A 26,653-nucleotide genomic window follows, 5' to 3' on the forward strand; every position below is an offset into this window, starting at 1 on the left:
CGTGTGCGTGTGCGGGGACAGTAGCGAGGCCGTCCCGCTGAGCGGAAGACTTCGTCCAGAATCCGGGCATCGGGAGGTCCGCGGCGCCCCCATTGCCCCGTTACGCGGGGCGCGAGGACGGGCGTGCGCACGCCCTGCGCACAACCCCTCCCCACCCGGAACGCCCCGCTCCTGCCGGACGGCCGGGCGCCGCGGGGCTCACTTCATGCGGGTGGCCCACTCCTGGACCTTCTCGATGCGCTGGCGCAGCTGCCCCGCCGTGGCCTCCGCGCTCGGCGGCCCGCCGCAGGTGCGCCGCAGCTCGGTGTGGATCACTCCGTGCGGCTTCCCGCTCTGGTGGACGTACGCGCCGACCATCGTGTTGAGCTGCTTCCGCAGCCCGAGCAGCTCCTTGTGGGAGACCACGGGACGCCGCTCGGCGGGCAGCTCCAGGAGGTCCGCCTCCTCGTCCGGCTTCTTCCTGCTGTGCGCGATCTGCCGGGCCTGCCGCTTCTGGAGCAGCATCTGCACCTGGTCGGGTTCGAGGAGTCCGGGGATGCCCAGATAGTCCTGCTCCTCCTCGCTGCCCGGGTGCGCCTGCATGCCGAACTCGGCGCCGTCGAACAGCACCCGGTCGAAGACGGCCTCGGACTCCAGCGCCTCGAAGGAGAACTGCTCCTGCTCGCCGGTGTCCTCGTCCTGCTCCTTGTTCGCCTCGTCCATCTCCTTCTCGGACTCGGCGTAGGGGTCTTCCTCGCCCTCCTTCTTGGGCTTGTCGAGGGCGTGGTCGCGCTCGACCTCCATCTCGTTGGCGAAGGTGAGCAGGTCGGGCACGGTGGGCAGGAAGACGGAGGCGGTCTCGCCGCGCCGCCTGGACCGTACGAAACGGCCGACGGCCTGCGCGAAGAAGAGCGGGGTGGAGATGGTGGTCGCGTACACGCCGACCGCAAGACGCGGCACGTCGACGCCCTCGGACACCATGCGGACGGCGACCATCCACCGGTCGGTGCTCGCGCTGAAGTCGTCGATGCGCTGGGAGGCCCCGGTGTCGTCGGAGAGGACGACGGTTGCCTTGGTCCCGGTGATCTCGCGGATCAGCTTGGCGTAGGCGCGCGCGGAGTCCTGGTCGGAGGCGATGACGAGCCCGCCCGCGTCCGGGATGGCCTTCCTGACCTCGGTGAGCCGCTTGTCGGCGGCCCTGAGCACGTTCGGCATCCAGTCGCCCCGGGGGTCCAGGGCGGTGCGCCAGGCCTGCGAGACCGCGTCCTTGGTCATCGGCTCGCCGAGCCGGGCCGCGATCTCGTCCCCGGCCTTGGTGCGCCACCGCATGTTGCCCGAGTACGACAGGAAGATCACGGGCCGCACGACGCCGTCGCCGAGGGCGCTGCCGTAGCCGTACGTGTAGTCGGCGGACGAGCGCCGGATGCCGTCGTTGCCCTCCTCGTACGTGACGAAGGGGATCGGGTTGGTGTCGGAGCGGAACGGCGTACCGGTCAGCGCCAGGCGCCGCGTCGCCGGCTCGAACGCCTCCAGGCAGGCCTCGCCCCACGACTTCGAGTCACCGGCGTGGTGGATCTCGTCCAGGATGACGAGCGTCTTGCGCTGCTCGGAGCGGTTGCGGTGCAGCATCGGCCGCACGCCGACGCCCGCGTACGTGACGGCGACGCCCTGGTACTCCTTGCTGAGCGGCCCCGCGCTGTACTCCGGGTCCAGCTTGATGCCGATTCGGGCGGCCGCCTCCGCCCACTGCTTCTTCAGGTGCTCGGTGGGGGCCACCACGGTGACCTGCTGCACGACGTGGTGGTGCAGCAGCCAGGACGCGAGCGTGAGCGCGAACGTCGTCTTGCCGGCGCCGGGGGTGGCGACGGCCAGGAAGTCTCGCGGCTGCTCCTGGAGGTACCGCTCCATCGCCCCCTGCTGCCAGGCACGCAGCTTGTTGGCGGTGCCCCAGGGGGCGCGGCCGGGGAAGGCGGGCGAGAGGTGGTGGGAGGAGTTGGCGGCGGCGCTGGTGGTAGTCACGGTCTCCGGGTTTTTACGGCTCGGGTACGTACGACAACCGGGCCACCTTACCGGTGATGGATCGGGGTGCCGGTGAGATCGGGGCGGGGGCCGGGGCGGGTGCGACCGGTCTCACACGGACGTCCCGCCCCTCGCACTTACGTTCCAACGCGTACGTTCCTGCGTCCGTCCCCGTGGCCGGAACGCTGGCCCCTCCCGGCGGGGCCCACCGGGATGCCTTCGGCCGTGCGGTGCCTTTGATGGGTGCCGGGGGCCACCCTGCTCATCCGGAGTGTGGCGGCTCCGGCGTGCCGGTCACAGGCAGGCCCCCGAGGAAGGGGGTGGGTGGTTCCCTTTCGCTGCCGGGTGCGGATTGGTTCGTCAATGCGGACGCCGGGCGGCCCGCCCCGCCCCTCCCCGACAAATTGCCTCGACCACCTCGTGACGACCACCTCCTGGCACTAGATAGACCGTTCTACTCCCTCTCCTAGTGGAGTCCCTTGCCCCCTCGACCGACCCTGGTCACCCCGACGGGCATTGCCTACGCTGAGCCGCGTCGGCGCAGCGGGAGCGGGGAAGCGGGGACAGGCGTGGATCCAGAGATCGTCACCGTCGCGGGGGTGGCCGGCACCACCCTGGTGAGCGCGTTGACCACCGACGCGTGGCAGCACGCGCGCGACGGCGTCATCGCCTTGTGGCGCCGCTTCCGCCCCGAGGGCGCCGACGCCGTGACGCGGGACCTCGACGAGGCCCGCACGACCCTGCTGGCCGCCGCCGGCACCCCACAGGACGAGGTGACGGCGCAGGCCCTGCGCCTGGCCTGGCAGGGGCAGATGATGGCCGTACTGCTGTCCGACCCGGAGGCGGTCGACGCCGTGCGCACCCTGCTCGCCCGGATCTCCCCGCCGCAGGGGCAGGAGGCGAGCGTCCGGATGCAGGCCACCGCCAAGGACCACGGCCGGGTCTACCAGGCCGGGCGCGACCAGCACATCACCGAGCGGTGACGCCGGTGCGCCCGGCCGGCGGGAACCCGCCCCGCTTCCACGGGGAGGCCGACGGCGGCGGACGCGTGTACCCGGAGTTCGAGGCGTTCGCGCGGCGGGTGGAGTTCGCCCGTTCGTGAACGGGGTGTGGCGGTCCCGTTGCGGGGGCGGCCGTTTGCTTGAGGGGGGCGGCGCCGGCGTCTACGTTCAAGGGGTCGGGTTCGCAGACCGGAACCCGGTGCACGGCCGTGTGCCCGAGTGGCTGAGGGGCTGGACTGCAAATCCAGTTACGCGGGTTCGATTCCCGCCACGGCCTCCACGACCTCCACGACCTCCGCGACGGAGTCAGGCGATCCGCGCGTCCTCCAGGCGCGCCAGGATCGCGTCCACCGTCTCCCCCACCGAGAGCTCCGAGCTGTCCAGCCACAGGCCGAGGCGCGGGGTGGTCTCGCGCAGGCCCGTGTCCAGGTCCTGGACCGTCCACGCGCCGTAGCCCGTCTTGCCGCGTCCGGCCTCCCGGGCGGCGACCGCCTCGGGGCGCGGGGCGAGGACGACGACGTACACGGGGCGGGTGCGCAGCAGGTCGACGTACGTCCGCAACCACGGGCCCAGGATGACGTCCTGGACGACGGCCGTGAAGCCGGCGGCCGCGTACGCGTCGGCGGTGGACGCCGACAGGCCGTACCGCAGGCGCAGTTGCGCCTCCGCCTCTCCCCCGGCCCCCGGCTCGAACTCCGCGCCGCCCGAGACGATCATCCGCCGGTAGACGTCGCCCCGCACATGCGCGGACTTCGGCAGCCGCTCGGCCAACGCCTGGGCCACCGTGGACTTTCCGGCCGCCATGATGCCCGTGACGACGACGACACCGGTGGGGTCGGAGATGGTCATGGCGCCCATGGTGCCACCGGCTCCCCGGGCGCCGCGAGGGATTACTGCGCCACCGCCGCCTGCGGCCGGATCGGCAGGCGGTTGACCGGGCGGCCCGTCGCCGCGCGGACCGCCGAGGCGACGGCCGCGGGAGAGGTGACGACCGGCACCGCGCCGGCCGCCTTCGCGCCGAAGGGGGCGACGACGTCCCGCTCCTCCACCAGCTTCACGATGCGGATGTCCGGGGTGTCCAGGGCCGTGGGCAGGGCGTACCCGGTGAGGTCGGGGTGGCGGACGATGCCGCGCGGGGTGCGGAGGTTCTCCGTCAGCGCCGCGCCCACGCCCTGCGTGACGCCCGCCTCGATGCGGGTCCGCAGCTGCGCCGGATTGAGGACGCGGCCCACGTCCTGGGCGACGGCCAGCTCGACGACCCGCACCGAGCCGATCTCGATGTCGACGTCCACCACCGCGCGGATCGCGCAGAACGCCATGCCGACGAAGGCGTCGCCCTGCCCGGCCTCGTCCAGCGGCTCCGTCGGATGCGGACGGCACTGGGCCGTGGCCCACAGCTCCTTGCCCTCCAGCGCCTCGGTGACCGTCGTGGACAGCACCCCGTCGTACGAGGTGATCTTGCCGTCGGTGATCTGGAGCAGCTCGGTGGACATGCCGAACTTGTGGGCGAGCGGCTGGAGCAGCTGGGTGCGGACCATCTTCGCCGCGCGCTCCACGGCGCCGCCGGACACCCAGGTGTGGCGGCCGCGGCAGCTCGGGCCCGCCGGGGGCTGGTCGGTGTCGACGGGGGCCACCCGCACGTCCTCGATGCCGAGGGTCTCCTGGACGATCTGGCGGGCCAGCGTGGTGAAGCCCTGGCCGGTTTCGACGGCGGCGCAGATCACCGTGGCCACGCCGTCGTGGACCTTCACGGTGGCGGTGGAGACCTCGTCCGTGCCCTCGGCGCCCAGGAGCTGGACCATGCCGAGGCCGTAGCCGACCCCGCGCCGCACGGCGCCCGGTTCGCCCGCGCCCTCGGGGCCGCCGGGCAGCAGCCACTCGTTCTCGGGGGTGTCCTTGGGCAGCTCGGGCAGCGGGAAGTCCCGTACGGCGGCGAGGAGTTCGGCCACGGGGGCCGGGCACGTCACCGTCTGGCCGGTGGGCATGATGTCCCCGGTGGCCATGGCGTTGCGCAGCCGCAGCTCGGCCGGGTCGACCCCCAGCTTCTTGGCGATCTTGTCCATCTGGGCCTCGTACGCGGCGCACACCTGCATGGCGCCCTCGCCCCGGACGTGCCCGGAGGGCGGGTTGTTCGTCCGGACCGCCCAGCCCTCGATGAAGGCGTTCGGCACCACGTAGGGGCCGCAGGCGAAGGAGACGGCGGCGGCCAGGGCCTCCGAGGAGGTGTCCGCGTAGGCGCCCGCGTCGAGCAGGATCTGCGCCTCCACCTTGACCAGGCGGCCCTCGGCGTCCGCGTGGTGGCGGTAGCGCAGCAGGGTGGGGTGGCGGTGGGCGTGGCCGAGGAAGGACTCCTCGCGGGTCGCGGTGATCTTGACGGGGCAGCCGGTGCGCAGCGCGAGCAGCCCGAGCGGGAGCTGGAAGCTCGCGTCCTCGCGGTCGGCGGTCGCGCCCGGCACGCCGGTGACGACGACCTTCACCTGCTGCGGCGCCAGGCCGTAGCAGGCGGCGGCCCGGTCGCGGTCGGCGTGCGGGTCGGTGGAGGCGATGTACAGCTCCACCCCGCCGTCGGGGCGCGGCACGGCCAGCCCCGCCTCGGCGCCGATCGGCGCCGGGTCCTGGCGGCCGATGCGGTACAGGCCCTCGACGACGAGTTCGCCCGCCGCCTCCGGGTCGCCGTGGCGCAGCGGGATGTGGCGGATGAGGTTGCCGTCGGGGTGCAGCGGCTCGGCCTCGAAGGCCTTCTCGGGGTCGGTGACCGGTTCGAGCGGTTCGTACTCGACGATGACGGCGGCGGCGGCCATCCGCGCGGTGTCGGGGTGGTCGGCGGCCACGGCGGCGATGGCCTCGCCGTGGTGGCGTACGACGTCGGAGGCGAAGACCGGGCGGTCCGGCGTCCTGCGCCCGTGCAGCGCCTCGCCGGGCACGTCCTCGTGGGTGATGACGGCGCGTACGCCCGGCATCTGGAGCGCGTGGCGGGTGTCGATGGAGACGATGCGCGCGTGGGCGTGCGGGGAGCGCAGGACCGCCGCCCACAGCAGGCCCTCGGCCCACAGGTCGGCGGCGTAGGGGAAGGTGCCCTCCGTCTTGGCCCGGGAGTCCGCCGGCGGCAGGGACGCGCCGATGCCGTGCGGCAGCGGCTCGGGGCCCGGCGCGGCGGCGGGCGGGGGCACGGTGGTGGTCTCGTCGCTCACGCCTGGCCTCCGTCCTGGCCGAAGGGGCCTCGCGGCCCTTCGTACGGCCCTTCGTCGTACGCGCCTTGGTGGACGCCGCCCGCGCCCGGGGCCGCCTGGTGCGGGATGCGGGCCTCGTCGCCCTGCTCGGCCCGCTCGGCGGCCGACGCCGGAGTGTCGGCGGCGGCGCTCGCCTCGCGCTCGGCGACCACCTCGCGCACGGCGTCCAGGACACCGCGGTAGCCGGAGCAGCGGCAGAGGTTGCCGCACAGGGCGCGGCGGGTCTCCAGCTCGCTGGGGGCGGGGTTGCCCTCCAGGAGGTCGTGCACGGTCATGGCCATGCCCGGCACGCAGAACCCGCACTGCACGGCGCCGCACGCGGCGAGCGCGCGCTGCACGTCGGAGGGCTGCCCGTCGGTGGCCAGGCCCTCGACGGTGCGGATCTCGCTGCCCGCCGTGGTGGCGGCCGGCACCAGGCAGGACGCGACGAGCCTGCCGTCCACCTGGACGTTGCAGGCCCCGCACTCGCCCTGCGAACAGCCGTCCTTGGCGCCCGCGAGACCGAGCCGCTCCCGCAGGACGTACAGCAGGGACTCGCCGATCCAGGCGTCGGTGACGGGACGGTCGGTGCCGTTCACGCGCAGCACGTAGGAGCCGAGGGGGTGGTCGTCGTGCAGGGGGTTGGGGGCGATGACGGGGGCGTCGGCGGTCCCGGCCGCCGCGTCGTCGTCCGGAGCGGCGTGCTCACCGGCCCCGGTGTCCGGTTCGGGGGCCTCGACGGCCTCGGCGGGCGCTTCGGCGGTCCCGGCCGCCGCGTCGGGCGCGTCCGCGTGCTCCGGCCCGGCCACGGGCTCGGGGGCGGGGGCCGGTTCGGGAGCGGCGACGGGCCCGAGGGCGATGGGCTCGGGAGTGGCGGCCGGCTCGGCGGGCGCGTCCTCGGCGGGCACCGGGGGCGTGTCCGGGGTGGCGGCGACGGGGGCCTCGTCCGGGGCTTCGGGCGCCGCTTGCGAGGCGGCCTCCGGCAGCGCTGCGGGCTCAGCCTCCTGGGCCGCCTCCGGAGCGGCTTCGGCGAAGGGCCGGGGGAAGGAGTCGTCCAGGGCGCCGTCGGTCGGGTCCGTCTGCTCGGCGGACTCGAACTGCTCGGCGGACTCGAACTGCTCCGCCGGGTCCGACGCGTCGAGCACCGCGGCGATCTCCGCCGCCTCGGCGGCCTCGGCGGCCTCCTGGACGGTCTCGACCATCTCCTGCACGGCTTCGGCGGCCAGCGCGGCCTCCGCGGCCCGCGCCGCCTCGATCCCCGACTGCCCGGCGGGCGGCACACTGACCGCCCGCAGCAGCGTCGTGCGCTCGAACCCGTTCTCCCGCGGCTCCCGCGGTTCCTGCGGTTCCTGCGGGGCAGGCTCCGCGGCGGGCTGCTCCGGGGTCTCCTGGGGCTGCTCGCCCCAGGGCGCGCCGGCGCCCGCTCCCGTCGCCCACGGCGCGGGCGCGCCGCCCGGCAGAGTCGCCGGCGGCGTGCCGCCGCCGGGCCAGGAGGTCAGGTGCGTGCCGTAGGGGTAGCCGCCGGCCTGCGCGGACGCCGTGTACTCGCCCGAGTCGTCCGGCAGTTCGCCCTCGGCGACCGGGATGGACCACTGCCCGGTGACGTCGGAGGAGGGCGCCGCGCCGGGGTGCGCGTAGGACTGGCCGTACCCCTGGCTGTGACCCTGCTCGTAGCCCTGGTGGTCGTACCCCAGGGGCTCCGACTGCTCGTACCCCGGGTGCTCCGAGGACTCGTACCCCGGGTGCTCCGACGGCTCGTACCCCTGGTGTTCCAGGCGCTCCAGATGCTCCTGCTGCCCGTACCCCTGGTCCTGCCCGTACGCCTGCGTCTGTGCCGCTTCGGTGCCGGCGAAGGCCCACTGCCCGGTGGCGTCGTAGCCGCCCGCGACCTCGGGGGGCATGACCCACGAGCCGGTGGCGGCCGGGTCGGTGGCGTCGGCGGTGGTCGGCGTGACCGTGATCTGCGGCGGCACGTAGCCGTGCCCCGGCGCGGCGAGCGGGACGTCCAGCATGCCCTCGGGGAGCTGCACGAACGCCGTGGCGTCCGAGTCGTACTCACCCTGCGGGTGCGGCTGCCAGCCGCCGCCGTTGTCGGTGTTCCGGTCGTCGCTCACGACAGCGCCCTCCCCAGTGCTCGTCGGGCCAGCGCGGCGACGGTGCGCCGCAGGTGCAGTACGCCGGGCGACAACGGCTGTTCGGTGCCGTCGGCCGCCGGGGGCAGGTCGGGGACGCACGCGGCCCCCACGTACTCGCCGAAGGCGGTGACCGCCTCCGGCACGAGGCTGCCGCGCTCGCCGTCCCAGTCGATCAGCGAGGCGACCCACTGCTCGGCCTCCAGGGGCCGCAGCGGCATCGGCGCGATGGCGCCGACCGCGCACCGCACCCCGCGCCGCGCGGGGTCGAGGACCAGCGCGACGGACGCGGTGGCCCGGCCGGGGCCGGTGCGTCCGGTCGCCTTGAGGAAGACCTGGGGGGCGTGCAGCAGGGGCACGCGCACGAAGCCGATCAACTCGCCGGGACGGAGCATCTCCATGCCCGCGAGCAGGTTCGCGACGGGCACTTCGCGGCGGGCCCCCTCGGGCCCGGTGATGATCAGGACGGCTTCGAGGGCGGCGAGGACGGGCAGCGCGTCGCCGGTCGGCGCGGCCGAGGCGATGTTGCCGCCGAGGGTGCCCGCGTTGCGGATCTGGGGCGGTCCCGCGGCGCGCGCGGCGGCGGCCAGGGCGGGGATGAGCGCGGCGAAGTCGGGGCGGCCCATGCGGGCGTGGGTGAGGCCGGCGCCGAGCAGGGCGTGCCCGTCCTGGTACTGCCAGCCGCGGATCTCGTTGATGCGGCCGAGGCCCACGAGGGCGGCGGGGCGCAGCTGTCCGGAGTTGACGGAGGCCATGAGGTCGGTGCCGCCGGCGACGGGCACGGCGGCGGGCATGGCGGCGAGTGCCGCCACGGCCTCGTCGAGCGTGACGGGCAGCTTCACCGACCGCGGTGTCGCCGCCTGCGGTGCGTGCGTGCTCAAAACCGGCTGCCCCTTCCCGATGCCCGGCCGTGTACTTCACCTGCGTCGCGTACGTGAAGTGCTCGCCGTCCGCGACGTGTCACCGTTCCGCCTGTTCCGCCGTACGGTACGTGCTCCCCACCCGGACGTGGCAACTCTGGCACATCTTCCGCGGGGCCCGACGCGGGGGTCCGCTAGGAGGCATTCGTCCCCGGTCCAGGGGGATATGCCGTTTTCGCACGGCTTTTGGCGGCCCGGGGGCGGGGCGGGGGCCGCCGGGACCGGGCACGCGGGCAAGGGGCACGCACCCGGAAGGACCTCACCGGAAGGGACCTCACACGATCGGGGGCGGCCCCTCGATCGGGCGGCCGAGGTCACTGTTCGTCAGCCCTTCGGGGGCCGGCCGCCGCTGCCAGGGCAACGGGCCGCCCGGCGGGCGGTAGTGGACGCCGAGGGCGTCGAGCCGCGCGTAGTGGGCCTCCATGCGGCGGCCGAAGTCGGCGAAGTCGCGTTCGGCGGGGGCGGGGAGGTGGCGCCAGGCGACCTCGCAGAAGGCGGCGAGGCGGGGGAAGACCTGGTAGTCGACGCGGTCCTGGTTCTCCATCACCTCGGTCCAGACGTTGGCCTGGGTGCCGATGACGTGCGCGGCCTCCTCGGCGGTGAGTTCGGCGGGGACCGGCTCGAAGCGGTAGACGTCCTCCAGGGTGCGGACGAAGCCGATGGGCATCGGCTCGTCGGGGCCGCCGTCCTGCCGGTGGTCCAAGTACACGTGCTGCTCGGGGCACATGATGACGTCGTGGCCGGACCGGGCGGCGGCGATCCCGCCGCGGTAGCCGCGCCAGGAGGAGACGGTGGCGCCCTCGGCGAGGCCGCCCTCCAGGATCTCGTCCCAGCCGACGAGCCGCCGCCCGCGGGCCGTGAGCCAGGCGTCGAAGTGCCGGATGAACCAGCTCTGCAGCCCCTCCTCGCCCTCGACGCCCAGCTCCTTGATCCGGACTTGCGCGGCCGGCGAGGCCTTCCACTGGACCTTGGGGCACTCGTCGCCGCCGACGTGGATGTAGGGGGACGGGAAGAGTTCGAGGACTTCCTCGAAGACGCCTTCGTAGAAACGGAGTACGTCCTCGGTGGGGGCCAGCACGTTCGGGCTGACGCCCCAGGTGTCCCAGACGCTCAGCGCGCCGGTGTCGACCACGTCGGCGTTGCCGAGGTGCGGGTAGGCGCTGATCGCGGCCTGCGAGTGGCCCGGGATGTCGACCTCGGGGACGACGGTGATGTGCAGGGAGTCGGCGTACGCGACGATCTCGCGGATGTCGTCCTGCGTGTAGAAGCCGCCGTGCGGGCGCTCCTCCCACAGCGGTGAGTTGCGGTGGCCCCACTTGGAGCGGGCGCGCCACGCGCCGGTCTCCGTGAGCTTCGGGTGGCGCTTGATCTCCACGCGCCAGCCCTGGTCGTCGGTGAGGTGGAAGTGGAAGACGTTGAGCTTGTGGGCGGCGAGCAGATCGAGGTAGCGCAGGACGCCGTCCTTGGGCATGAAGTGCCGGGAGACGTCGAGCATCATGCCGCGCCAGCCGAAGCGGGGCGCGTCCTCCACCACGGCGGCGGGCAGCGGGTGGCGGGCGCCGGGCCGCAGTTGAGCGCGCCGGAAGGCGTCGGGACCGAAGAGCTGACGGAGCGTCTGGGCACCCCAGAAGACCCCGGCGGCCGCGCCGCCGCGGATCTCGACGCGGCTGCCGTCGACCGTGAGCCGGTAGGCCTCCGGCTCCAGGGAGGCGTCGATGAGCAGGGAAACGGAGTCGCCCGCGCCCTCGGCGCCGGGGGGCAGCGCCAGGCCGAGGGCGGCGCCGAGCGTGGCGCGCAGCCAGCGCTCGGTGGACTCGGTGCCGGGGCCCGCCCACAGCGTGGTCGTCGGTCCGGCGGTGAAGGGGGAACCGGGCACGGCCTCGGCGCGTGCGGGCGCCGGGATGAGGTCGGCGAGCGGCGCGAAGCGCCTTCCCTCGGGGCGGTGGTGGGCGACGGGTGGGCGCTCAAGGGTCATGCGACGCAAGGCTGTCACGCGATCGCGGCACGCAAAAGGGGCGTTGCGGCACGCGCAACGCCCCTTCGGCGAGGGGTCTGTGGGTGGCCCCGGAGGGGAGGGAGGAGGGGGTTACTTCTTGCCGCCGTCCTTGCCGCCCTTGTCCTTGTCGCCGCCGGCGCCCATGGACTCGTAGATCTCCTTGCACATGGGACAGACGGGGTACTTCTTCGGGTCGCGGCCGGGGACCCACACCTTGCCGCAGAGCGCGACGACGGGCGTGCCGTCGAGCGCGCTCGCCATGATCTTGTCCTTCTGGACGTAGTGCGCGTAGCGCTCGTGGTCGCCGTCACCGTGCGACACCTGCGGCGTCGGCTCTACGAGGGTCCCCGTACCTGCCCCGCGCTCGGGCTCGGGCTCAAGAGTGCTCATAAGGGCCAAGGGTACTCACGCGCGCCGCCTCCGGGCAGCGGCCGCCGCCCCGAACCCCTCGCCGGTACGCCGGCGGGGCGCCGCACGAGCGCTGGGCGGAGCGCGTCCTCGGTCAGTTGAGCGAGGGGTCGTCCGGATAGGTGGCGACCATCGCCAGCTCGCTGCGCTGGCGTCGGAGCACCGCGCGCCACAGCCGCTCCGGGTCGGGCGAGGAGACGTCCCCCGGCTCGGACTCGACCACGTACCAGGCGCCGTCCGCCAGCTCGGTCTCCAGCTGGCCGGGCCCCCAGCCGGAGTACCCGGCGAAGATCCGCAGGCTGCCGAGTGCCGGGGAGAGCAGCTCCGGCGGGGCCTCCAGGTCGACGAGGCCGATCGCGCCGTGCACCCGGCGGAAGCCCACGGGGTCGACGCGGCCGGTGCGGTAGCGGATGCCCGACGGCGTGCCCTCCTCGCCGGGGATCACCGCGATGCCGAGCGCCGAGTCCAGCGAGACGGGGCCGCCCTGGAAGACGACGCCCGGCGCACCGGCCAGCGCGCCCCAGCCCTCCAGGATGTCGGCCACGTCCACCGGCGTCGGGCGGTTCAGGACCACACCGAGCGAGCCCTCCTCGTCGTGGTCGAGGAGCAGCACCACCGCGCGGTCGAAATTGGGGTCCGTCAGGGCCGGCGTGGCCACGAGCAGCCGCCCTGTGAGCGAGGACACCTCGGTCATGCTCCACATGATCCCGCATCTTCGCCGCGCGCGGGGAGGGAACGGCCCCACGGGGACCGGTGCAGTTCAGGGCGCATGAGAGCGGCCGGAGCGCACGGCGGCGGCGGTGACCCGGAGTGTCCGGTTCCGTACGGTTCGTGTTGTGGCGAACTCATGACCTGTTTTGCACGCCCTTGCCCTTACGGAAGGGGGGTACACGGCCATTACGCTTGCCCCTTGGTCCCCCCGTCCATCCAATCGGAACGCGAGATTCATGACCGTCACCGGCATTGACGATGTACTGCTTGTCCACGGCGGCACCCCGCTGGAGGGCGAGATCCGTGTCCGCGGCGCGAAGAACCTCGTGCCCAAGGCCATGGTTGCCGCGCTGCTCGGCAGCGCTCCGAGCCGGCTGCGCAACGTCCCCGACATCCGCGACGTGCGTGTCGTACGCGGCCTGCTGCAGCTGCACGGCGTGACGGTCCGTCCCGGTGAGGAGCCGGGAGAGCTGATCCTGGACCCGTCGCACGTGGAGAGCGCCAACGTCGCCGACATCGACGCCCACGCCGGCTCGTCGCGGATTCCGATCCTCTTCTGCGGACCGCTCCTGCACCGCCTCGGGCACGCCTTCATCCCCGGCCTCGGCGGCTGCGACATCGGCGGCCGTCCCATCGACTTCCACTTCGAGGTGCTCCGCCAGTTCGGCGCGACCATCGAGAAGCGCGCCGACGGCCAGTACCTGGAGGCCCCGCAGCGCCTGCGCGGCACCAAGATCCGCCTGCCGTACCCGTCCGTGGGCGCCACCGAGCAGGTCCTGCTCACCGCCGTCCTCGCGGAGGGTGTGACCGAGCTCTCCAACGCCGCGGTCGAGCCGGAGATCGAGGACCTGATCTGCGTCCTGCAGAAAATGGGCGCGATCATCGCCATGGACACCGACCGCACCATCCGCATCACCGGTGTCGACAGCCTCGGCGGCTACAACCACCACGCCCTCTCGGACCGCCTGGAGGCCGCCTCCTGGGCTTCCGCGGCCCTGGCGACCGAAGGCAACATCTACGTCCGCGGCGCCCAGCAGCGCTCGATGATGACCTTCCTGAACACCTACCGCAAGGTGGGCGGCGCCTTCGAGATCGACGACGAGGGCATCCGCTTCTGGCACCCGGGCGGCTCGCTCAACGCCATCGCCCTGGAGACGGACGTGCACCCCGGCTTCCAGACCGACTGGCAGCAGCCGCTGGTCGTCGCGCTGACGCAGGCCGCGGGCCTGTCCATCGTCCACGAGACGGTCTACGAGTCGCGCCTCGGCTTCACCTCCGCGCTCAACCAGATGGGCGCGCACATCCAGCTCTACCGCGAGTGCCTGGGCGGCTCCGACTGCCGCTTCGGCCAGCGCAACTTCCTGCACTCGGCGGTCGTGAGCGGCCCCACGAAGCTCCAGGGCGCCGATCTGGTCATCCCCGACCTGCGCGGCGGCTTCTCGTACCTCATCGCGGCCCTGGCCGCCCAGGGCACGTCCCGGGTGCACGGCATCGACCTGATCAACCGCGGCTACGAGAACTTCATGGACAAGCTCCAGGAGCTCGGCGCGAAGGTCGAGCTGCCGAACGGCAGGACGGCGCTCTAGCAGCCCGCGTGTGCGCCGGCCGGCGCACACGAAAGGGGCGGTCACCCACTGGGTGACCGCCCCTTTCAGCTGCTCAGGGTTACTTACTTCCCCTTGGCCGCTTCCTTCAGCTTGGAACCAGCCGAAACCTTGACGCTGTAGCCGGCCGGGATGTTGATCGGCTCGCCGGTCTGCGGGTTACGGGCGGTGCGAGCGGCACGGTGGGTGCGCTCGAAGGTCAGGAAGCCGGGGATGGTGACCTTCTCGTCGCCCTTGGCAACGATCTCGCCGACAGTCTCGGCGAACGCGGCCAGCACGGCGTCGGCGTCCTTGCGGGTCACCTCGGCGCGGTCGGCCAGCGCGGCCACCAGCTCACTGCGGTTCATGTTTGTACTCCCGTGTTCTTTTGCCGTTGAGGCGTGATCGAAGCCGATGCTGCCAGGGTCCTCGGACAGTCCCCGGACCCGGGTCTTGCGTCAGACCCTCGCGCCCGATTACGCATCCTGCCCCCACCTGCGGCGGGAAAGCCAATCCGGCACCCTCCACAGGGCCGCAGGGCCATGGTCCGCCACCCTAAAGGGGCGTTTACGACCCGGCGTCCCGCGACGCGCCGAGGTCAGGCGGACGTGGGACCCGTCACAGCGACGCCCGCGGCCTTCGCCGCGGTGCGCACCGCACCGGCCACGGCGCCCGCGACCTTGTCGTTGAAGACGCTCGGGATGATGTAGTTCCGGTTCAGCTCGTCCTCGGCGACGACGTCGGCGAGCGCGCCCGCGGCGGCCAGCATCATCTCCGTGTTGACGGTACGCGACTGGGCGTCGAGCAGGCCGCGGAAGACGCCCGGGAAGACCAGGACGTTGTTGATCTGGTTGGGGAAGTCCGAGCGGCCGGTGGCCACGACCTCCGCCGTCTGGCGGGCGATCGCCGGGTCGACCTCGGGGTCGGGGTTCGCGAGCGCGAACACGATGGCGCCCTCCGCCATGGCCGCGACGTCGTCGCCGTTCAGCACGTTCGGGGCCGAGACGCCGATGAACACGTCGGCGCCGACGACGGCCTCCTTGAGCGTGCCCGTGAGGCCCTCGGGGTTGGTGTTGTCGGCGATCCAGCGCAGCGGCGAGTCGGCGGCGGCGGAGACCAGGTCCTCGCGGTCGGCGTGCACGACGCCGTGGATGTCGGCCACCACGGCGTTCTTGACGCCCGCCGCGAGCAGCAGCTTGAGGATCGCCGTGCCGGCCGCGCCGGCGCCCGACATGACCACGCGCACGTCGCCGATGCCCTTGCCCACCACGCGCAGCGCGTTGGTGAGCGCGGCCAGGACCACGATCGCGGTGCCGTGCTGGTCGTCGTGGAAGACGGGGATGTCCAGGGCCTCGCGCAGGCGTGCCTCGATCTCGAAGCAGCGGGGCGCGGAGATGTCCTCCAGGTTGATGCCCGCGAAGCCGGGGGCGATCGCCTTGACGATCTCCACGATGGCGTCGGTGTCCTGGGTGTCCAGGCACAGCGGCCAGGCGTCGATGCCGGCGAAGCGCTTGAAGAGGGCCGCCTTGCCCTCCATGACCGGCAGGGCGGCCTTCGGGCCGATGTTGCCGAGCCCGAGAACGGCCGATCCGTCCGTTACGACCGCAACGGAGTTGCGCTTGATGGTCAGGCGGCGCGCGTCCTCGGGGTTCTCCGCGATCGCCATGCAGACCCGGGCGACACCCGGGGTGTAGATCATGGAGAGGTCGTCACGGTTCCTGATGGGGTGCTTGGACTGCATCTCGATCTTGCCGCCGAGGTGCATCAGGAACGTACGGTCGGAGACCTTGCCGAGGGTCACGCCCTCGATGGTGCGCAGCTGCTCGACGATCTCGTCGGCGTGCGTGGTGGAGGACGCCGCGATCGTCACGTCGATCCGCAGCATCTCGTGGCCGGAGGCCGTGACGTCGAGGCCGGTGACCGAGCCCCCGGATGACTCGACGGCCGTGGTGAGCTGGGAGACCGCGGTTCCGCTCGCGGGCACCTCCAGCCGGACCGTCATCGAGTAGGAGACGCTGGGCGCCGTTGCCATGGCCGACTTCCTCTGCTTTCACCTTGTAGCTGTTGCCGTCCGATGGTCGCACCTACCAGCGGGTACGTGGTAGTCGCCCCGGATTGAGAACGTTTTGTTCACCGGCGGTCACATCGCGCTGTCCGATCGATTTCGGAAAGATGTTTCCACCATACGAGAAGTTGAAGGAAACAGAAAGAGGCCCACGTCACGTGGTGACGTGGGCCTCTCCCCTTACGTTCATGACACCGGCCCGCCATGCTCGCCTCGCGGCAAGTGGTCGCTCGTGGCGACGAAGGTTGGGCCCGGGGGCTTGGATCGAGCCGGTGCCACATCCAAGGTAACAAACGAATCCCGCATGGCAATTCCGTCCCGGGAACTCAATCCCGGAGCAGGTCCGGCACGCCCCGCTCGTCCGGTTCGTCCCGGTCCCCCGAGACCACCGTGAGCTGCTGCGTCGCCCGTGTCAGCGCCACGTACAGCACCCGCAGGCCCGCCGGGGACTCGTCGGCGATCTCCGCGGGCGAGACGACGACCGTCGCGTCGTACTCCAGGCCCTTGGCCTCCAGGCTGCCGAGCGCCACCACGCGGTCGCCGAGGCCGTCGAGCCAGCGGGCCGCCTGGTCGCGGCGGTTCATCGCGACGACCACGCCGATCGTGCCGCTCACCCGCTCCAGGAGCCGGGCCGCCTCCGCGCGCACGGACGCGCCGAGGTCGCCGTCACGCACCACGGAGAACCGCGGCTCCACGCCGGTCGAGCGGACCGCCGACGGGGACAGGGCGCCCGGCATCGCGAGGGCCAGGACCTTGGCGGCCAGCTCCGCGATCTCGGCGGGGTTGCGGTAGTTGACGGTGAGCGTGAAGCGGCGGCGCGGGCGGCTGCCCAGGGCCTCGTCGCGCGCCGCGGCCGCCTCGTCCGGGTCCGACCACGAGGACTGCGCCGGGTCGCCCACGACCGTCCAGGTGGCGTGCCGCCCGCGCCGGCCGACCATGCGCCACTGCATGGGGGTGAGGTCCTGCGCCTCGTCGACGATGACGTGCGCGTACTCGGTGCGCTCGGCCGCCAGGCGCTCGGCGCGCTCGCGCTGGGTCTCCTCGCGCTGCGGCATCAGCTCTTCGAGGCCCGTGAGCAGGTCCAGGGGGTCCAGCTCCTTCTTCTTGCGGGGCCGGTGCGGCGTGCCGAGGATCGCCTGGAGTTCGTCCAGGAGCGCCACGTCGTGCACGGACAGGGCGTCCCGCTTCAGGGAGCGGGCGACCTTGCGGACCTCGCCGGGGTTAAGGACGCGGCGGGCCCAGCGGCCGAGGCGCCGCTCGTCGCCCATCGCGGCGAGCACCGCGCGCGGGGTCAGCTCCGGCCACCAGGCGTCGAGGAAGCGGATGAAGTCGTCCTCGGACGTGATGTCGTCGTCGAAGGAGGAGCGCAGCTCGGCGGCCAGCTCGGGGTCGGAGTGGCGGCCCGCGGCCCCCGACTGCGACCACAGGGCGTCCAGGAGGAGCTTGCGGGCGCGCGGGCGCAGCAGATTGACCGGGGCGGTCCCGCCCAGTGCGTTGCGGCGGATGCGGTTGAGCTGCTCCGCGTCCAGTTCCAGCCGGCGGCCGAACGCGACGACGCGCAGGCGGGTGGGGGCGCCCTGGGACTCCCTGGGCGCGGGCGCCGGGTCGTCGCCGAAGGTCAGCTGCTCGTCGCGCGGGGGCGCGGGCCTGGCCGCCATGCCCTCCAGCGCGCCGCGCGCCGCCTTGCGCAGCACCGTCAGCATCCGCGAGGAGCCCTTGACGCGGGCCACCGCCGGGGAGTCGTAGACCGTGGCCTCGACGCCGTCGACCAGGGAGCCGACCGCGCGGATCGCCACCTGGCCCTCCTCGCCGAGGGAGGGCAGGACGCCCTCGGTGTAGGCGACCAGGAGCGGGGTCGGGGAGACGATGAGGATGCCGCCCGCGTACCGGCGGCGGTCCTGGTAGAGCAGGTAGGCGGCGCGGTGCAGCGCCACCGCCGTCTTGCCGGTGCCGGGGCCGCCCTCCACGTACGTCACCGACGCGGCGGGCGCGCGGATCACCATGTCCTGCTCCGCCTGGATCGACGCGACGATGTCCCGCATGGTGTGGCCGCGGGCCTGGCCGAGCGCGGCCATCAGCGCGCCGTCGCCGATCACCGGGAGCCGCTCGCCGTCGAGGTAGGCGGTGATCTCCGGGCGCATCAGGTCGTCCTCGACGCCGAGGACCCTGCGGCCCTTGGAGCGGATGACGCGGCGGCGCACGACGCGGCCCGGGTCGACGGGCGTGGAGCGGTAGAAGGGGGCGGCGGCGGGCGCGCGCCAGTCGATGACGAGCGGGGAGTAGTCCGCGTCCAGGACGCCGATGCGGCCGATGTGCAGCGTCTCGGCGATCTCGGCCGTGTTGTCCTCGTTGACGGCGCCCTCGGCGGGCTCGACGGCCGTGTACGCGCCGTCGGGCCCCTTCTTGCCGTCCTTGCCCCGGAGCAGGTCGATGCGGCCGAAGAGGAAGTCCTCGAACTCGTTGTTGAGCCGGTTGAGGTGGACCCCGGCGCGGAAGACCTGCGCGTCGCGCTCGGCGAGCGCGCCGGGCGTGCCCACCTGTGCACGCTGCGCGGCGTCGTTCATCAGGAACTCGGCCTCGTGGATCTTCTCCTCGAGGCGCCGGTAGACCTGGTCGAGATGGTCCTGCTCGACGCTGATCTCACGGTCGCGTGTGCCTGACGGCATGACTGCGTTGACGTCGGCCACCGGGGCCCCTTTCAAGCGTGCTGCTGCCCCTGTTGAGCAGCCGTCCACCGTACGCGAAAGGGACCGTGCTTGTGCACCCGGTCGCGGTTACACGTCGACCCTGACCAGCCGGTCGCCGTCGAACGTGGTCACCTCGAAGTGATCGATGTCGTTGCGGTCCATCGCGGCGCCCCCGTGGACGTACAGCGGGCCGCGCGCCCACTTGTCCGGGCTGTCCTTGATGCCGTAGCCCCACTTGGGCACCGACCAGCTGGTGACCGTCTCCTTGGCGCCGTCCTTGCCGACGGCGACCAGGGAGCACTTCAGCGGGCCCTTGACGTTCTTCAGCTCCAGGACGGCGTGGGTGCCCCACGCCTTCTTCTCGGTGCCGACCGTGGCGCTGACCTTCGTCGCCGGGTCCGTGGCCCCCGCCTTCTCGTCCATGTGGTGGAAGAAGGCGTCCTCGGCGGGGCTGGTGGGGTGCGGGTCGGCCGCGACGTCCTCGGGGCCGCCGCCCTCGCCGGTCACCGCGAGGACCGCGAGCGGCCCGCCGACGATCAGCGCGACCGCCGCCGCGACCAGGAGCAGACCCCGCCTGCGCCGCTGCTCGCGCCGGCGCGAGACCTCGCCGAGCAGGCGGTCGGCCAGGCGGGGGCCGGGGCGGGCAGCGCGCTGGTCGCCGATGGTCGGTACGCGGTGGGCGCCGTGTCCGCCGTGATCCCGGTGCCCGTCGTGGCCCCCGTGCCCCTCGGGGAAGCCGGCCAGCGCGGCCAGCATCGGCTCCACGCCGGACAGCTCCTCCAGCTGCCGCGCGCACGGCTCGCACCCGGCGAGGTGCGCCTCGAACCGCGCGGCGTCGGCCTCGTCCAGGACCCCGAGGGCGTAGGCGCCGACGCTCTCGTGGACGGTCTCGTCCTGCCACCCGCCCTGGTGGCCGTGGAACCCGGTCATGCCGTCACCCCCCGCTCCTCCAGTGCGAGCTTCATCGAGCGAAGCGCGTAGAAGACCCGTGAGCGGACCGTGCCGCTGGGGATGCCCAGCGTCTGCGCCGCCTCGTTGACCGTACGCCCTTTGAAGTAGGTTTCAACAAGTACCTCTCGGTGCGCGGGAGTCAGGTCCTCCAGCGCGTCGGAGAGTGTCATCAGCCACAGCGCCTTATCGATCTCGTCCTCCGCGGGGATGACCTCCAGCGGCGACGGATCGACCTCCTGCGGCCGGGCCTGCCGGCTGCGGTGGCCGTCGATGACGATGCGCCGGGCGACCGTCACCAGCCAGGGGCGTACCGAGCCGGTCGCCCGGTTGAGCTGACCGGCGTTCTTCCAGGCACGGATGAGTGTCTCCTGCACGACGTCCTCGGCGCGCTGCCGGTCTCCCGCGACGAGCCGCAGCACGTACGCGAGGAGGGGGCCGGCGTGCTCGCGGTAGAGCGCGCGCATCAGCTCCTCGTCCGGGCCCGCCGGCCGGCCGAGTCGGTGCCGGGGCGGCTGGCGGCGTTCATCGGCCACGGCGGAATCCTTGCGCACGTCTGCCTCCGGTGTCCGCCCTTCGGGCGGGTCGGGCGGGTCTCACGACGGGGATACGTACGCGGGGCGCGGGGCGTTCAACGCCTCGTGGGGCGGGTTTGGTTCGGGTCCGTACCGGGTGCGTATCGGGTGCGGATTCCGACACGGGTTCAGGTGCGGTTTCCGGCGCGGGTTCAGGTGCGGTTTCCGGCGCGGGTTCAGGTGCGGGTCCGCGGGCGGGTTCAGGTGCGGGCGAGGGCGGGTTCAGGTGCGGGCGAGGGCGGCCCTGCGGCGGTGCCGGGCGACCCGCTCGCGGTTGCCGCACACCTCGCTGGAGCACCAGCGGCGGCGGTGTCCGCGCGAGGTGTCCAGGTAGACGAGCGGGCAGTTGTCGCCCTCGCACCGGCGGATCCTGGCGCGGGCCTCGGGGTCGGTGAGCAGGTCCACGGCGTCCCTGGCCAGGCACGCGACGAGCGCCGCGCAGTCCGGGTCCTCGCCCAGGGCGCGGACCAGGGTGCCGTCGGCGTCGCGGACCGCGCGGGGGGCCGGGGGCGCCTCGGCGGCGAGGGCGTTGACCCGCTCCAGGGCTTCGGCGGCGGGCCTGTGCTCGATCTCGCCGAGGACCGACTGCCGTATCTGGCCGCGTAGTTCGTGGAAGGCGGTGAGCCACGCGGGGCACGCGGCGCGCAGGGGTGTGCCCGCCGGGACGAGGCCGGTGCCCACGAGCCAGGCGCGCAGTCCCGCCACGGAACCGAGCCTTTCCACGGGGTGGGTGGTCGCCACGAGGTCCAGGCAGCTCCGCCCGGAGTCGAACCGCGGCTCGTACGGAGCGGGGGCCGTGTCCAGCGCCATGCGTCTGTCACCGCCTCGGGGGTCGCCGGTGAGTGAGGGCGGCCGCGTGCCACCGGTTCGAGGCCGCCGCGCACCGCGTACTCCCTACAGTGCCCGTCCCCCGCCGGGTCCGGAACCCCTGCCACCGCACGCATCGGACGCGGCGTCAGCTTTTCGGGGGCGGGCGGTTGCTTGTCGCGGGGCGGCGGGGGTTGCCTGTTCCGCGGGTCGGGCCGGACCGGCGGCCGCCGACCCCTGGGAGCCGGGCCCGGGTGCCGAGGCCGGACGGTCACTGGCCGTACTTGGACTCCGCCGTCGGGTCGACCGCGAGCCGGTACCCCCGCTTGACCACCGTCTGGATCAGCTTCGGCGCCCCCAGCGACGTACGCAGCCGGGCCATCGCCGTCTCCACCGCGTGCTCGTCGCGGCCCGCGCCGGGCAGCGCGCGCAGCAGCTCGGCGCGGGCGACCACCCAGCCGGGGCGGCGGGCGAGGGCGCGCAGCAGGGCCATGCCGGCGGGCGGCACGGCCCGCAGCTCCTCGTCGACCAGCACGGCGTGACCCCGGATCTCGACCCGGTGCCCGGCGACGGGCAACACCCGTGCGCGCGACGGCAGTTCCTGGCACAGCAGCTGGACGAGCGGGCCCAGCCGGAAACGCTCGGGCTGCACGGTGACCACCCCGCGGGACTGGAGCGGCAGCGCCGTCACCGGCCCCACACAGGCGGCCAGGACGTCGTGGTCGAGGGCGGCGAGGAACTCGGCGGCCATGCCCCGCTCCTCCGCCCGCGCCAGCAGCGAGGCGGCGGCGGGCGCGCTGGTGAACGTCAGCGCGTCCACGCCCCGCCCGGCCGTCGCGTCGAGCAGCCGGTCCACGGGGGCGAGGTCCTCCGGCGGCAGCCACCGGTACACCGGTACGCCGACGACCTCCGCGCCCCCGGCCTCCAGCGCCTCGACGAAGCCGGGCAGCGGCTCGCCGTGCAGCTGCAGGGCGATACGCCGTCCCGCGACGCCCTCGCCGAGCAGCCGGTCGAGGACCTCCGCCATGGACTCGGAGGAGGGCGACCACTCCTCGGTGAGCCCGGCGGCGCGCACCGCACCCTTCACCTTCGGCCCGCGGGCGAGCAGCTCCACGCCGCGCAGGCAGCCGAGCAGGGCGTCGCCGTACCCCCATCCGTCGGCGGCCTCGATCCAGCCGCGGAACCCGATGGCGGTGGTGGCGACCACGACGTCCGGCGCGTGGTCGATCAACTGCCGGGTTGCGGCGAGCAGTTCACTGTCGTCGGCGAGCGGCACGATGCGCAGCGCGGGGGCGTGCAGCACGGTGGCGCCGCGCCGCTGGAGCAGCGTGCCGAGCTCGTCGGCGCGGCGGGCGGCGGTCACGCCCACGGTGAATCCGGCGAGGGGTCCGTGCGCCGGCCGCGCACCGGACGACGGGCCGGGTGAGGGGCTGCTGGGCTGTGGTGGAGTGGCGTGCATGGTTACGTCTCGTCTCGTCCCGCTCGTGGCTCGTGGGCGGCGGACGACCGAGCCTGTCAATCGTGCGTGACAGGCCCGGATCACGGCGATGTCCGCCGTGTTACGTCACACCTCGGCGTAGCTGAGCCGCGGCTTCGCGTCCTGGTCGGCTCCGGCGACCGTCCGCGTGGCCGCCTTCCCGCGAAGGTATACGGCCCAGGTGAGGACGGAGCACACCCCGTAGAAGGCGAGGAACCCGACGTAGGCGCCCGTGCCCGACCCGGCGCTCTGGAAGGACTGCCGCAGCGCGAGGTTGATGCCGAGGCCGCCGAGCGCGCCGACCGCCCCGATCAGCCCCATCGCCGCCCCCGACAGCCGCCGCCCGTAGGCCGCGGCCTCCTCGCCCACGAGCCCCTTGCGCTCCGCCTTGGTCTGGAAGATGCCGGGGATCATCTTGTACGTCGAGCCGTTGCCGAGCCCGGTGAGCACGAACAGCGCGATGAAGGCGCCGACGAACAGCGGCAGCGACTCCTTGACGGAGGCCACCACAATGACACCGGTCGCGGCCCCCATCCCGACGAAGTTGCCGAGGGTGATGCGGGCGCCGCCGAACCGGTCGGCGAACCGTCCGCCCACGGGCCGGATGAGGGAGCCGAGCAGCGGGCCGATGAAGGTGATCTGGGCGGCCTCCAGCGGCGTGCGCCCGAACTGCGTCTGCAGGACGAGCCCGAAGGCGAAGCTGTACCCGATGAACGAGCCGAACGTCCCCACGTACAGGAACGCCATGATCCATGTGTGCGCGTCCCGCGCCGCCGCCTTGACCGCCCCGGTGTCGTTGCGCACGGAGGAGATGCTGTCCATGTGGCGGGCGGCGCAGAAGACGGAGAGGAGGATCAGCGGGATGTAGATCCCGAGCACCACCCGGGGCCCGCCGCTCGCCCCGATGACGGCGAGCCCGACGAGCTGCACGACCGGTACGCCGATGTTGCCGCCCCCCGCGTTGAGGCCGAGCGCCCAGCCCTTCTGCCGCAGCGGGAAGAAGGAGTTGATGTTGGTCATGCTGGACGCGAAGTTGCCCCCGCCGACGCCGGTGAGCAGCGCGCACACCATGAAGGTGGTGTAGGAGGTCCCCGGTTCCATGACCGCGAAGGCGGCGACGGTCGGCGCGAGCAGCAGCGAGGCGGCGATGACGGTCCAGTTGCGGCCGCCGAAGCGGGCGACGGCGAAGGTGTACGGGACGCGGACGACGGCGCCCACCAGGGTGGCCATGGACACCAGGAAGAACTTGCCCGCCGGGTCGATCCCGTACTCCGGTCCCATGAACAGGACCAGCACGGACCACATGCTCCAGATGGAGAACCCGATGTGCTCGGAGAGCACCGAGAAGGCGAGGTTCCGCCGGGCGACGCGCTCGCCCCCCTCCTCCTTCCAGAACCTCTCGTCCTCCGGGTCCCACCGCTCGATCCACATCACGTGCCTCCACGGCTAGTCCGCAACCACGTCCGCGTCCACATCCGCGTCCGCGCCCACCGGCCCCGGCCGGCGCGGCCGGGGTGGCGTCGGTCCCGAAGGTAGGGAGAGCGCGTTTCGGTCCTGTGGCGTCGGGTGACCGGCGGGGAACGTTGCTCTCACCGGGGGCGGGGCGCGGTGGTGAGGGTGGGCCGCCGCCGAGGGGCGTGGGCGGCCGGTGGGGGCGTGGGGCGGCGGCCGGTCAGCCGAGGTGGGTGTCCCCGAGGGAGACCAGGAGGCGGCGCAGCGCCCAGTCCAGCGCCTCGCGGTCGGCGGGGGTCAGGGCGGCCAGCATGCGCTCCTCGTTGGCGATGTGGTCGACCACCGCGCGGTCCACCAGGTCGAGTCCGGCCTCGGTGAGGCGTACGCGGATGGCCCGGCGGTCGGCGGGGTCGGGGCGGCGCTCGATGAGCCCCTTGCGCTCCAGCTTGTCGAGGCGGTTGGTGATGGCGCCCGAGGTCACCATCGCGGTCTTCAGGAGGCCGCCCGCGGTCAGCTCGTGCGGGGCGCCGACGCGGCGCAGCGTGGCGAGCACGTCGAACTCCGGGAACTCCAGGTTGTACTCGGCGAACACCTTCTTCATGCCCTTGCTCAACAGGTGGTCGGCGCGCTTGATGCGGCCCACCAGGGCCATCGCGTCCAGGCCGGAGAGTGCCAGGTCGGGGCGTTCGCGGCGCCACTGGGAGCGGAGCTCGTCGATGGCGTCGGGGCGGGGGTCGGCGGGCTGCTGGTCGGTGGGCTGCTGGTCGGCCATGGGGGTGCTGCTCCTTCGGGTTCTTCCTGAGGCGGGTTCTCTCAGCGCTCGGTATCTGAGCGTCAGGCATCTGAGCGTCAGGCATCTCAACGAAGAGTCTCTCAACATTCAGATACTTGACGTTCGCGGACCGCTGGTCCATATTTATCTCAACGTTGAGAATAACAGCGTTCAGGGGAACAACGAGGGGAACCGTCATGTCCGTCAGCCACAGCACCGCCGCCCAGCGTCCGGCCGCCCAGCGTGCGGCCGTGCAGCCCACGGCCCCCGGCACCCGGGCGCCCCGCACCTCGGCCAAGGCCGCCGCCGGCGTCGCCGCGCTCGCCGCCATCGGCCCGGCCACCTGGGGCACGACCTACGTGACGACCACCGAGCTGCTCCCCCCGGACCGCCCGCTGCTCGCCGCCGCCCTGCGCGCGCTGCCCGCCGGCCTGATCCTGCTGGCGCTCACCCGTCGGCTGCCGCGCGGCGACTGGTGGTGGAAGGCGGCCGTGCTCGGGATGCTCAACTTCGGGGCGTTCTTCCCGCTCCTCTTCTTCGGCGCCTACCGCCTGCCCGGCGGCGTCGCCTCCACGATCAGCGCGGTCATGCCGCTGCTGGTGGCGGGCCTCGGGGCCGGCGTCCTGAAGGTGCGGCCCACCCGCCGTACGCTGATCGCGGGCCTGGTCGGCGTCGTGGGTGTCGCCCTGCTGGTGCTGCGCGGCAGCGCGGCGGTCGACGCCACCGGGATCGCCGCGATGCTGGCGGCCACCACGCTGATGGCCCTGGCCGTGGTCCTCAGCAAGCGCTGGGGCCGCCCCGAGGGAGTCTCGCTGCTCACGCTCACCGGCTGGCAGCTCACCGCGGGCGGACTGGTCCTCGCGCCCCTCGCCCTCACCGCGGAGGGCCTGCCCGACCACTTCACCGGCGCCAACATCGCCGGGTACGCCTACCTCGGTGTCATCGGCACGGCCATCGCGTACGCCCTGTGGTTCCGCGGCATCGAACGCCTCCCCGCCTCCTCGGTGTCCTTCCTCGGCCTGACCAACCCGGTGGTGGCGACGCTCGCGGGCCTGCTGCTCCTCGGCCAGACGCTCACGTTCTGGCAGGTCGGCGGCCTGCTCCTGGTCCTGGCGAGCGTCGTCCTCGGCCAGAACCTGCGCCGCGCCGGCAAGTCCTGACCCCGCCCCTCGTCACCACCCACGCCCACGCCCACGCCACGTACGCAAACACGAAAACGAACCCGAGGAGAACCCATGCGCATCACCGTCTTCGGAGCAGCGGGAACCGCCGGCAGCCGCGTCGTCACCGAGGCGCTGACCCGCGGCCACGAGGTCACCGCGGTCGTCCGCGACCGGGCCCGCTTCGCCGAACTGCACCCCCGCGCCACGCACCGCACGGGCGATGCTGGGGACCCGGCCCAGGTGGCGGAGCTGGCCGCCGGGCAGGACGTCGTGGTGAACGCCACGAGACCGGCGCCGGGCCGCGAGGCCGACCACGCGGCCGTCACCAGGGCCCTCCTGGCGGGCCTCGCCGCCACCCCGGACGTCCGCCTCCTGGTCATCGGCGGGGCGGGCAGCCTGACGGTCCCCGGCACGGACGGCACCCGGGTGATCGACGACCCGAGGTTCGTCCCCCCGGCGTGGCGCCACGTGGCCGAGGCCTCCAACGCCCAGTACGAGGCACTGCGCACCGCGGACACCCCCGTGAACTGGACCTACCTGAGCCCCCCGGCGCTCCTGGAACCGGGCGTCCGTACGGCCCGCTTCCGCCTCGGCAGGGACGAACTCCTGGTGGACGCGGCGGGCAAGTCCTCCCTGTCCATGGAGGACTTGGCGGTGGCCCTGCTCGACGAGACGGAATCCCCCCGCCACCCCCGCGGCCGCTTCACGGCCGGATACTGAGCGGCCGGCCACCGGGCGGTCACCCCTGT

At 73.3% G+C, this 26,653-nt stretch carries 22 protein-coding genes and 1 tRNA gene; 6 read left to right on the forward strand and 17 right to left on the reverse strand.

Going from position 1 to position 26,653, the window contains the following annotated elements; translation table 11 throughout:
• Positions 1-198: 198 nt before the first annotated feature.
• The gene (locus tag ACZ516_RS05625) at positions 199-1,998 is read right to left on the reverse strand and encodes a DEAD/DEAH box helicase (RefSeq protein WP_469008629.1); all 1,800 of its coding nucleotides are present in this window, start codon (positions 1,996-1,998) and stop codon (positions 199-201) included.
• Positions 1,999-2,567: 569 nt separating this feature from the next.
• Between ACZ516_RS05625 and ACZ516_RS05630 the strand changes: the two genes are divergently transcribed.
• The 3 genes from ACZ516_RS05630 to ACZ516_RS05640 all read left to right on the forward strand — a co-directional run bounded on the left by ACZ516_RS05630 (position 2,568) and on the right by ACZ516_RS05640 (position 3,279).
• On the forward strand, positions 2,568-2,981 hold the full coding sequence (locus ACZ516_RS05630; protein ID WP_469008631.1) for a hypothetical protein: 414 nt from the start codon (positions 2,568-2,570) through the stop codon (positions 2,979-2,981).
• Entirely contained in the window at positions 2,978-3,100 is a 123-nt protein-coding gene (locus tag ACZ516_RS05635) for a hypothetical protein (protein ID WP_469008632.1), read from the forward strand. Before ACZ516_RS05630 ends, ACZ516_RS05635 begins: the two co-directional genes overlap by 4 nt.
• 104 nt (positions 3,101-3,204) lie before the next feature.
• Positions 3,205-3,279: transfer RNA gene (locus tag ACZ516_RS05640), tRNA-Cys, on the forward strand.
• Positions 3,280-3,305: 26 nt separating this feature from the next.
• Here ACZ516_RS05640 and ACZ516_RS05645 read toward each other — a convergent pair.
• The 7 genes from ACZ516_RS05645 to ACZ516_RS05675 form a co-directional block, all read right to left on the reverse strand.
• Positions 3,306-3,857, reverse strand: a complete 552-nt coding sequence (locus ACZ516_RS05645) for an AAA family ATPase (protein ID WP_467464991.1) — start codon at positions 3,855-3,857, stop codon at positions 3,306-3,308.
• A gap of 32 nt (positions 3,858-3,889) precedes the next feature.
• A complete protein-coding gene (locus tag ACZ516_RS05650) occupies positions 3,890-6,190 on the reverse strand; it encodes a xanthine dehydrogenase family protein molybdopterin-binding subunit (protein ID WP_469008633.1) in 2,301 nt (766 codons plus the stop codon).
• Complete coding sequence (locus ACZ516_RS05655; protein ID WP_469008635.1) at positions 6,187-8,322, reverse strand: (2Fe-2S)-binding protein; 2,136 nt, start codon at positions 8,320-8,322, stop codon at positions 6,187-6,189. The genes ACZ516_RS05650 and ACZ516_RS05655 overlap by 4 nt, the downstream gene beginning before the upstream one ends.
• Positions 8,319-9,221, reverse strand: coding sequence for an FAD binding domain-containing protein (locus ACZ516_RS05660; RefSeq protein WP_469008636.1), 903 nt, complete (start codon positions 9,219-9,221; stop codon positions 8,319-8,321). The genes ACZ516_RS05655 and ACZ516_RS05660 overlap by 4 nt, the downstream gene beginning before the upstream one ends.
• Before the next feature lie 313 nt (positions 9,222-9,534).
• Entirely contained in the window at positions 9,535-11,235 is a 1,701-nt protein-coding gene (locus ACZ516_RS05665) for a beta-N-acetylhexosaminidase (protein ID WP_469008638.1), read from the reverse strand.
• A 111-nt stretch (positions 11,236-11,346) separates the two neighbouring features.
• Complete coding sequence (locus ACZ516_RS05670; RefSeq protein WP_037825937.1) at positions 11,347-11,646, reverse strand: DUF3039 domain-containing protein; 300 nt, start codon at positions 11,644-11,646, stop codon at positions 11,347-11,349.
• Between the two features lie 112 nt (positions 11,647-11,758).
• Complete coding sequence (locus ACZ516_RS05675; protein WP_358584576.1) at positions 11,759-12,358, reverse strand: YqgE/AlgH family protein; 600 nt, start codon at positions 12,356-12,358, stop codon at positions 11,759-11,761.
• A 253-nt stretch (positions 12,359-12,611) separates the two neighbouring features.
• On the opposite strand from ACZ516_RS05675, the gene murA reads away from it, so the two are divergent.
• Complete coding sequence (gene murA / locus ACZ516_RS05680; protein WP_361076277.1) at positions 12,612-13,961, forward strand: UDP-N-acetylglucosamine 1-carboxyvinyltransferase; 1,350 nt, start codon at positions 12,612-12,614, stop codon at positions 13,959-13,961.
• Between the two features lie 83 nt (positions 13,962-14,044).
• On the opposite strand, the gene ACZ516_RS05685 is transcribed toward murA, so the two are convergent.
• From ACZ516_RS05685 to ACZ516_RS05725, 9 genes are all read right to left on the reverse strand, one after another.
• Positions 14,045-14,326 (reverse strand): HU family DNA-binding protein, encoded by a 282-nt coding sequence (locus tag ACZ516_RS05685; RefSeq protein WP_016645140.1) that lies wholly within the window; start codon positions 14,324-14,326, stop codon positions 14,045-14,047.
• A gap of 230 nt (positions 14,327-14,556) precedes the next feature.
• The gene (locus tag ACZ516_RS05690; protein WP_469008640.1) at positions 14,557-15,990 is read right to left on the reverse strand and encodes an NAD-dependent malic enzyme; all 1,434 of its coding nucleotides are present in this window, start codon (positions 15,988-15,990) and stop codon (positions 14,557-14,559) included.
• 359 nt (positions 15,991-16,349) lie between these two features.
• Positions 16,350-18,689 carry a HelD family protein gene (locus tag ACZ516_RS05695; RefSeq protein ID WP_469008642.1) on the reverse strand — a complete coding sequence of 780 codons (2,340 nt, stop codon included), beginning with the start codon at positions 18,687-18,689 and terminating at the stop codon, positions 16,350-16,352.
• 108 nt (positions 18,690-18,797) lie between these two features.
• Positions 18,798-19,640, reverse strand: a complete 843-nt coding sequence (locus tag ACZ516_RS05700) for a zf-HC2 domain-containing protein (RefSeq protein ID WP_469008643.1) — start codon at positions 19,638-19,640, stop codon at positions 18,798-18,800.
• Positions 19,637-20,212 carry a sigma-70 family RNA polymerase sigma factor gene (locus ACZ516_RS05705; RefSeq protein WP_361076285.1) on the reverse strand — a complete coding sequence of 192 codons (576 nt, stop codon included), beginning with the start codon at positions 20,210-20,212 and terminating at the stop codon, positions 19,637-19,639. The genes ACZ516_RS05700 and ACZ516_RS05705 overlap by 4 nt, the downstream gene beginning before the upstream one ends.
• Before the next feature lie 243 nt (positions 20,213-20,455).
• On the reverse strand, positions 20,456-21,043 hold the full coding sequence (locus ACZ516_RS05710) for a CGNR zinc finger domain-containing protein (protein ID WP_469008644.1): 588 nt from the start codon (positions 21,041-21,043) through the stop codon (positions 20,456-20,458).
• Between the two features lie 268 nt (positions 21,044-21,311).
• Positions 21,312-22,499 (reverse strand): uroporphyrinogen-III synthase, encoded by a 1,188-nt coding sequence (locus ACZ516_RS05715; protein WP_358910663.1) that lies wholly within the window; start codon positions 22,497-22,499, stop codon positions 21,312-21,314.
• A 105-nt stretch (positions 22,500-22,604) separates the two neighbouring features.
• Positions 22,605-23,948 carry a nitrate/nitrite transporter gene (locus tag ACZ516_RS05720; RefSeq protein ID WP_469008646.1) on the reverse strand — a complete coding sequence of 448 codons (1,344 nt, stop codon included), beginning with the start codon at positions 23,946-23,948 and terminating at the stop codon, positions 22,605-22,607.
• 241 nt (positions 23,949-24,189) lie between these two features.
• On the reverse strand, positions 24,190-24,741 hold the full coding sequence (locus tag ACZ516_RS05725) for a MarR family winged helix-turn-helix transcriptional regulator (protein ID WP_358584563.1): 552 nt from the start codon (positions 24,739-24,741) through the stop codon (positions 24,190-24,192).
• Between the two features lie 197 nt (positions 24,742-24,938).
• Here ACZ516_RS05725 and ACZ516_RS05730 point away from each other — a divergent pair, with 197 nt between their 5' ends.
• Both ACZ516_RS05730 and ACZ516_RS05735 read left to right on the forward strand, forming a co-directional pair.
• The gene (locus ACZ516_RS05730; RefSeq protein WP_469008647.1) at positions 24,939-25,901 is read left to right on the forward strand and encodes an EamA family transporter; all 963 of its coding nucleotides are present in this window, start codon (positions 24,939-24,941) and stop codon (positions 25,899-25,901) included.
• Positions 25,902-25,976: 75 nt separating this feature from the next.
• Complete coding sequence (locus ACZ516_RS05735; RefSeq protein WP_469008649.1) at positions 25,977-26,624, forward strand: NAD(P)-dependent oxidoreductase; 648 nt, start codon at positions 25,977-25,979, stop codon at positions 26,622-26,624.
• The last annotated feature ends 29 nt before the right edge of the window (positions 26,625-26,653 follow it).

This window comes from Streptomyces sp. NPDC034037 (genome assembly GCF_055575715.1).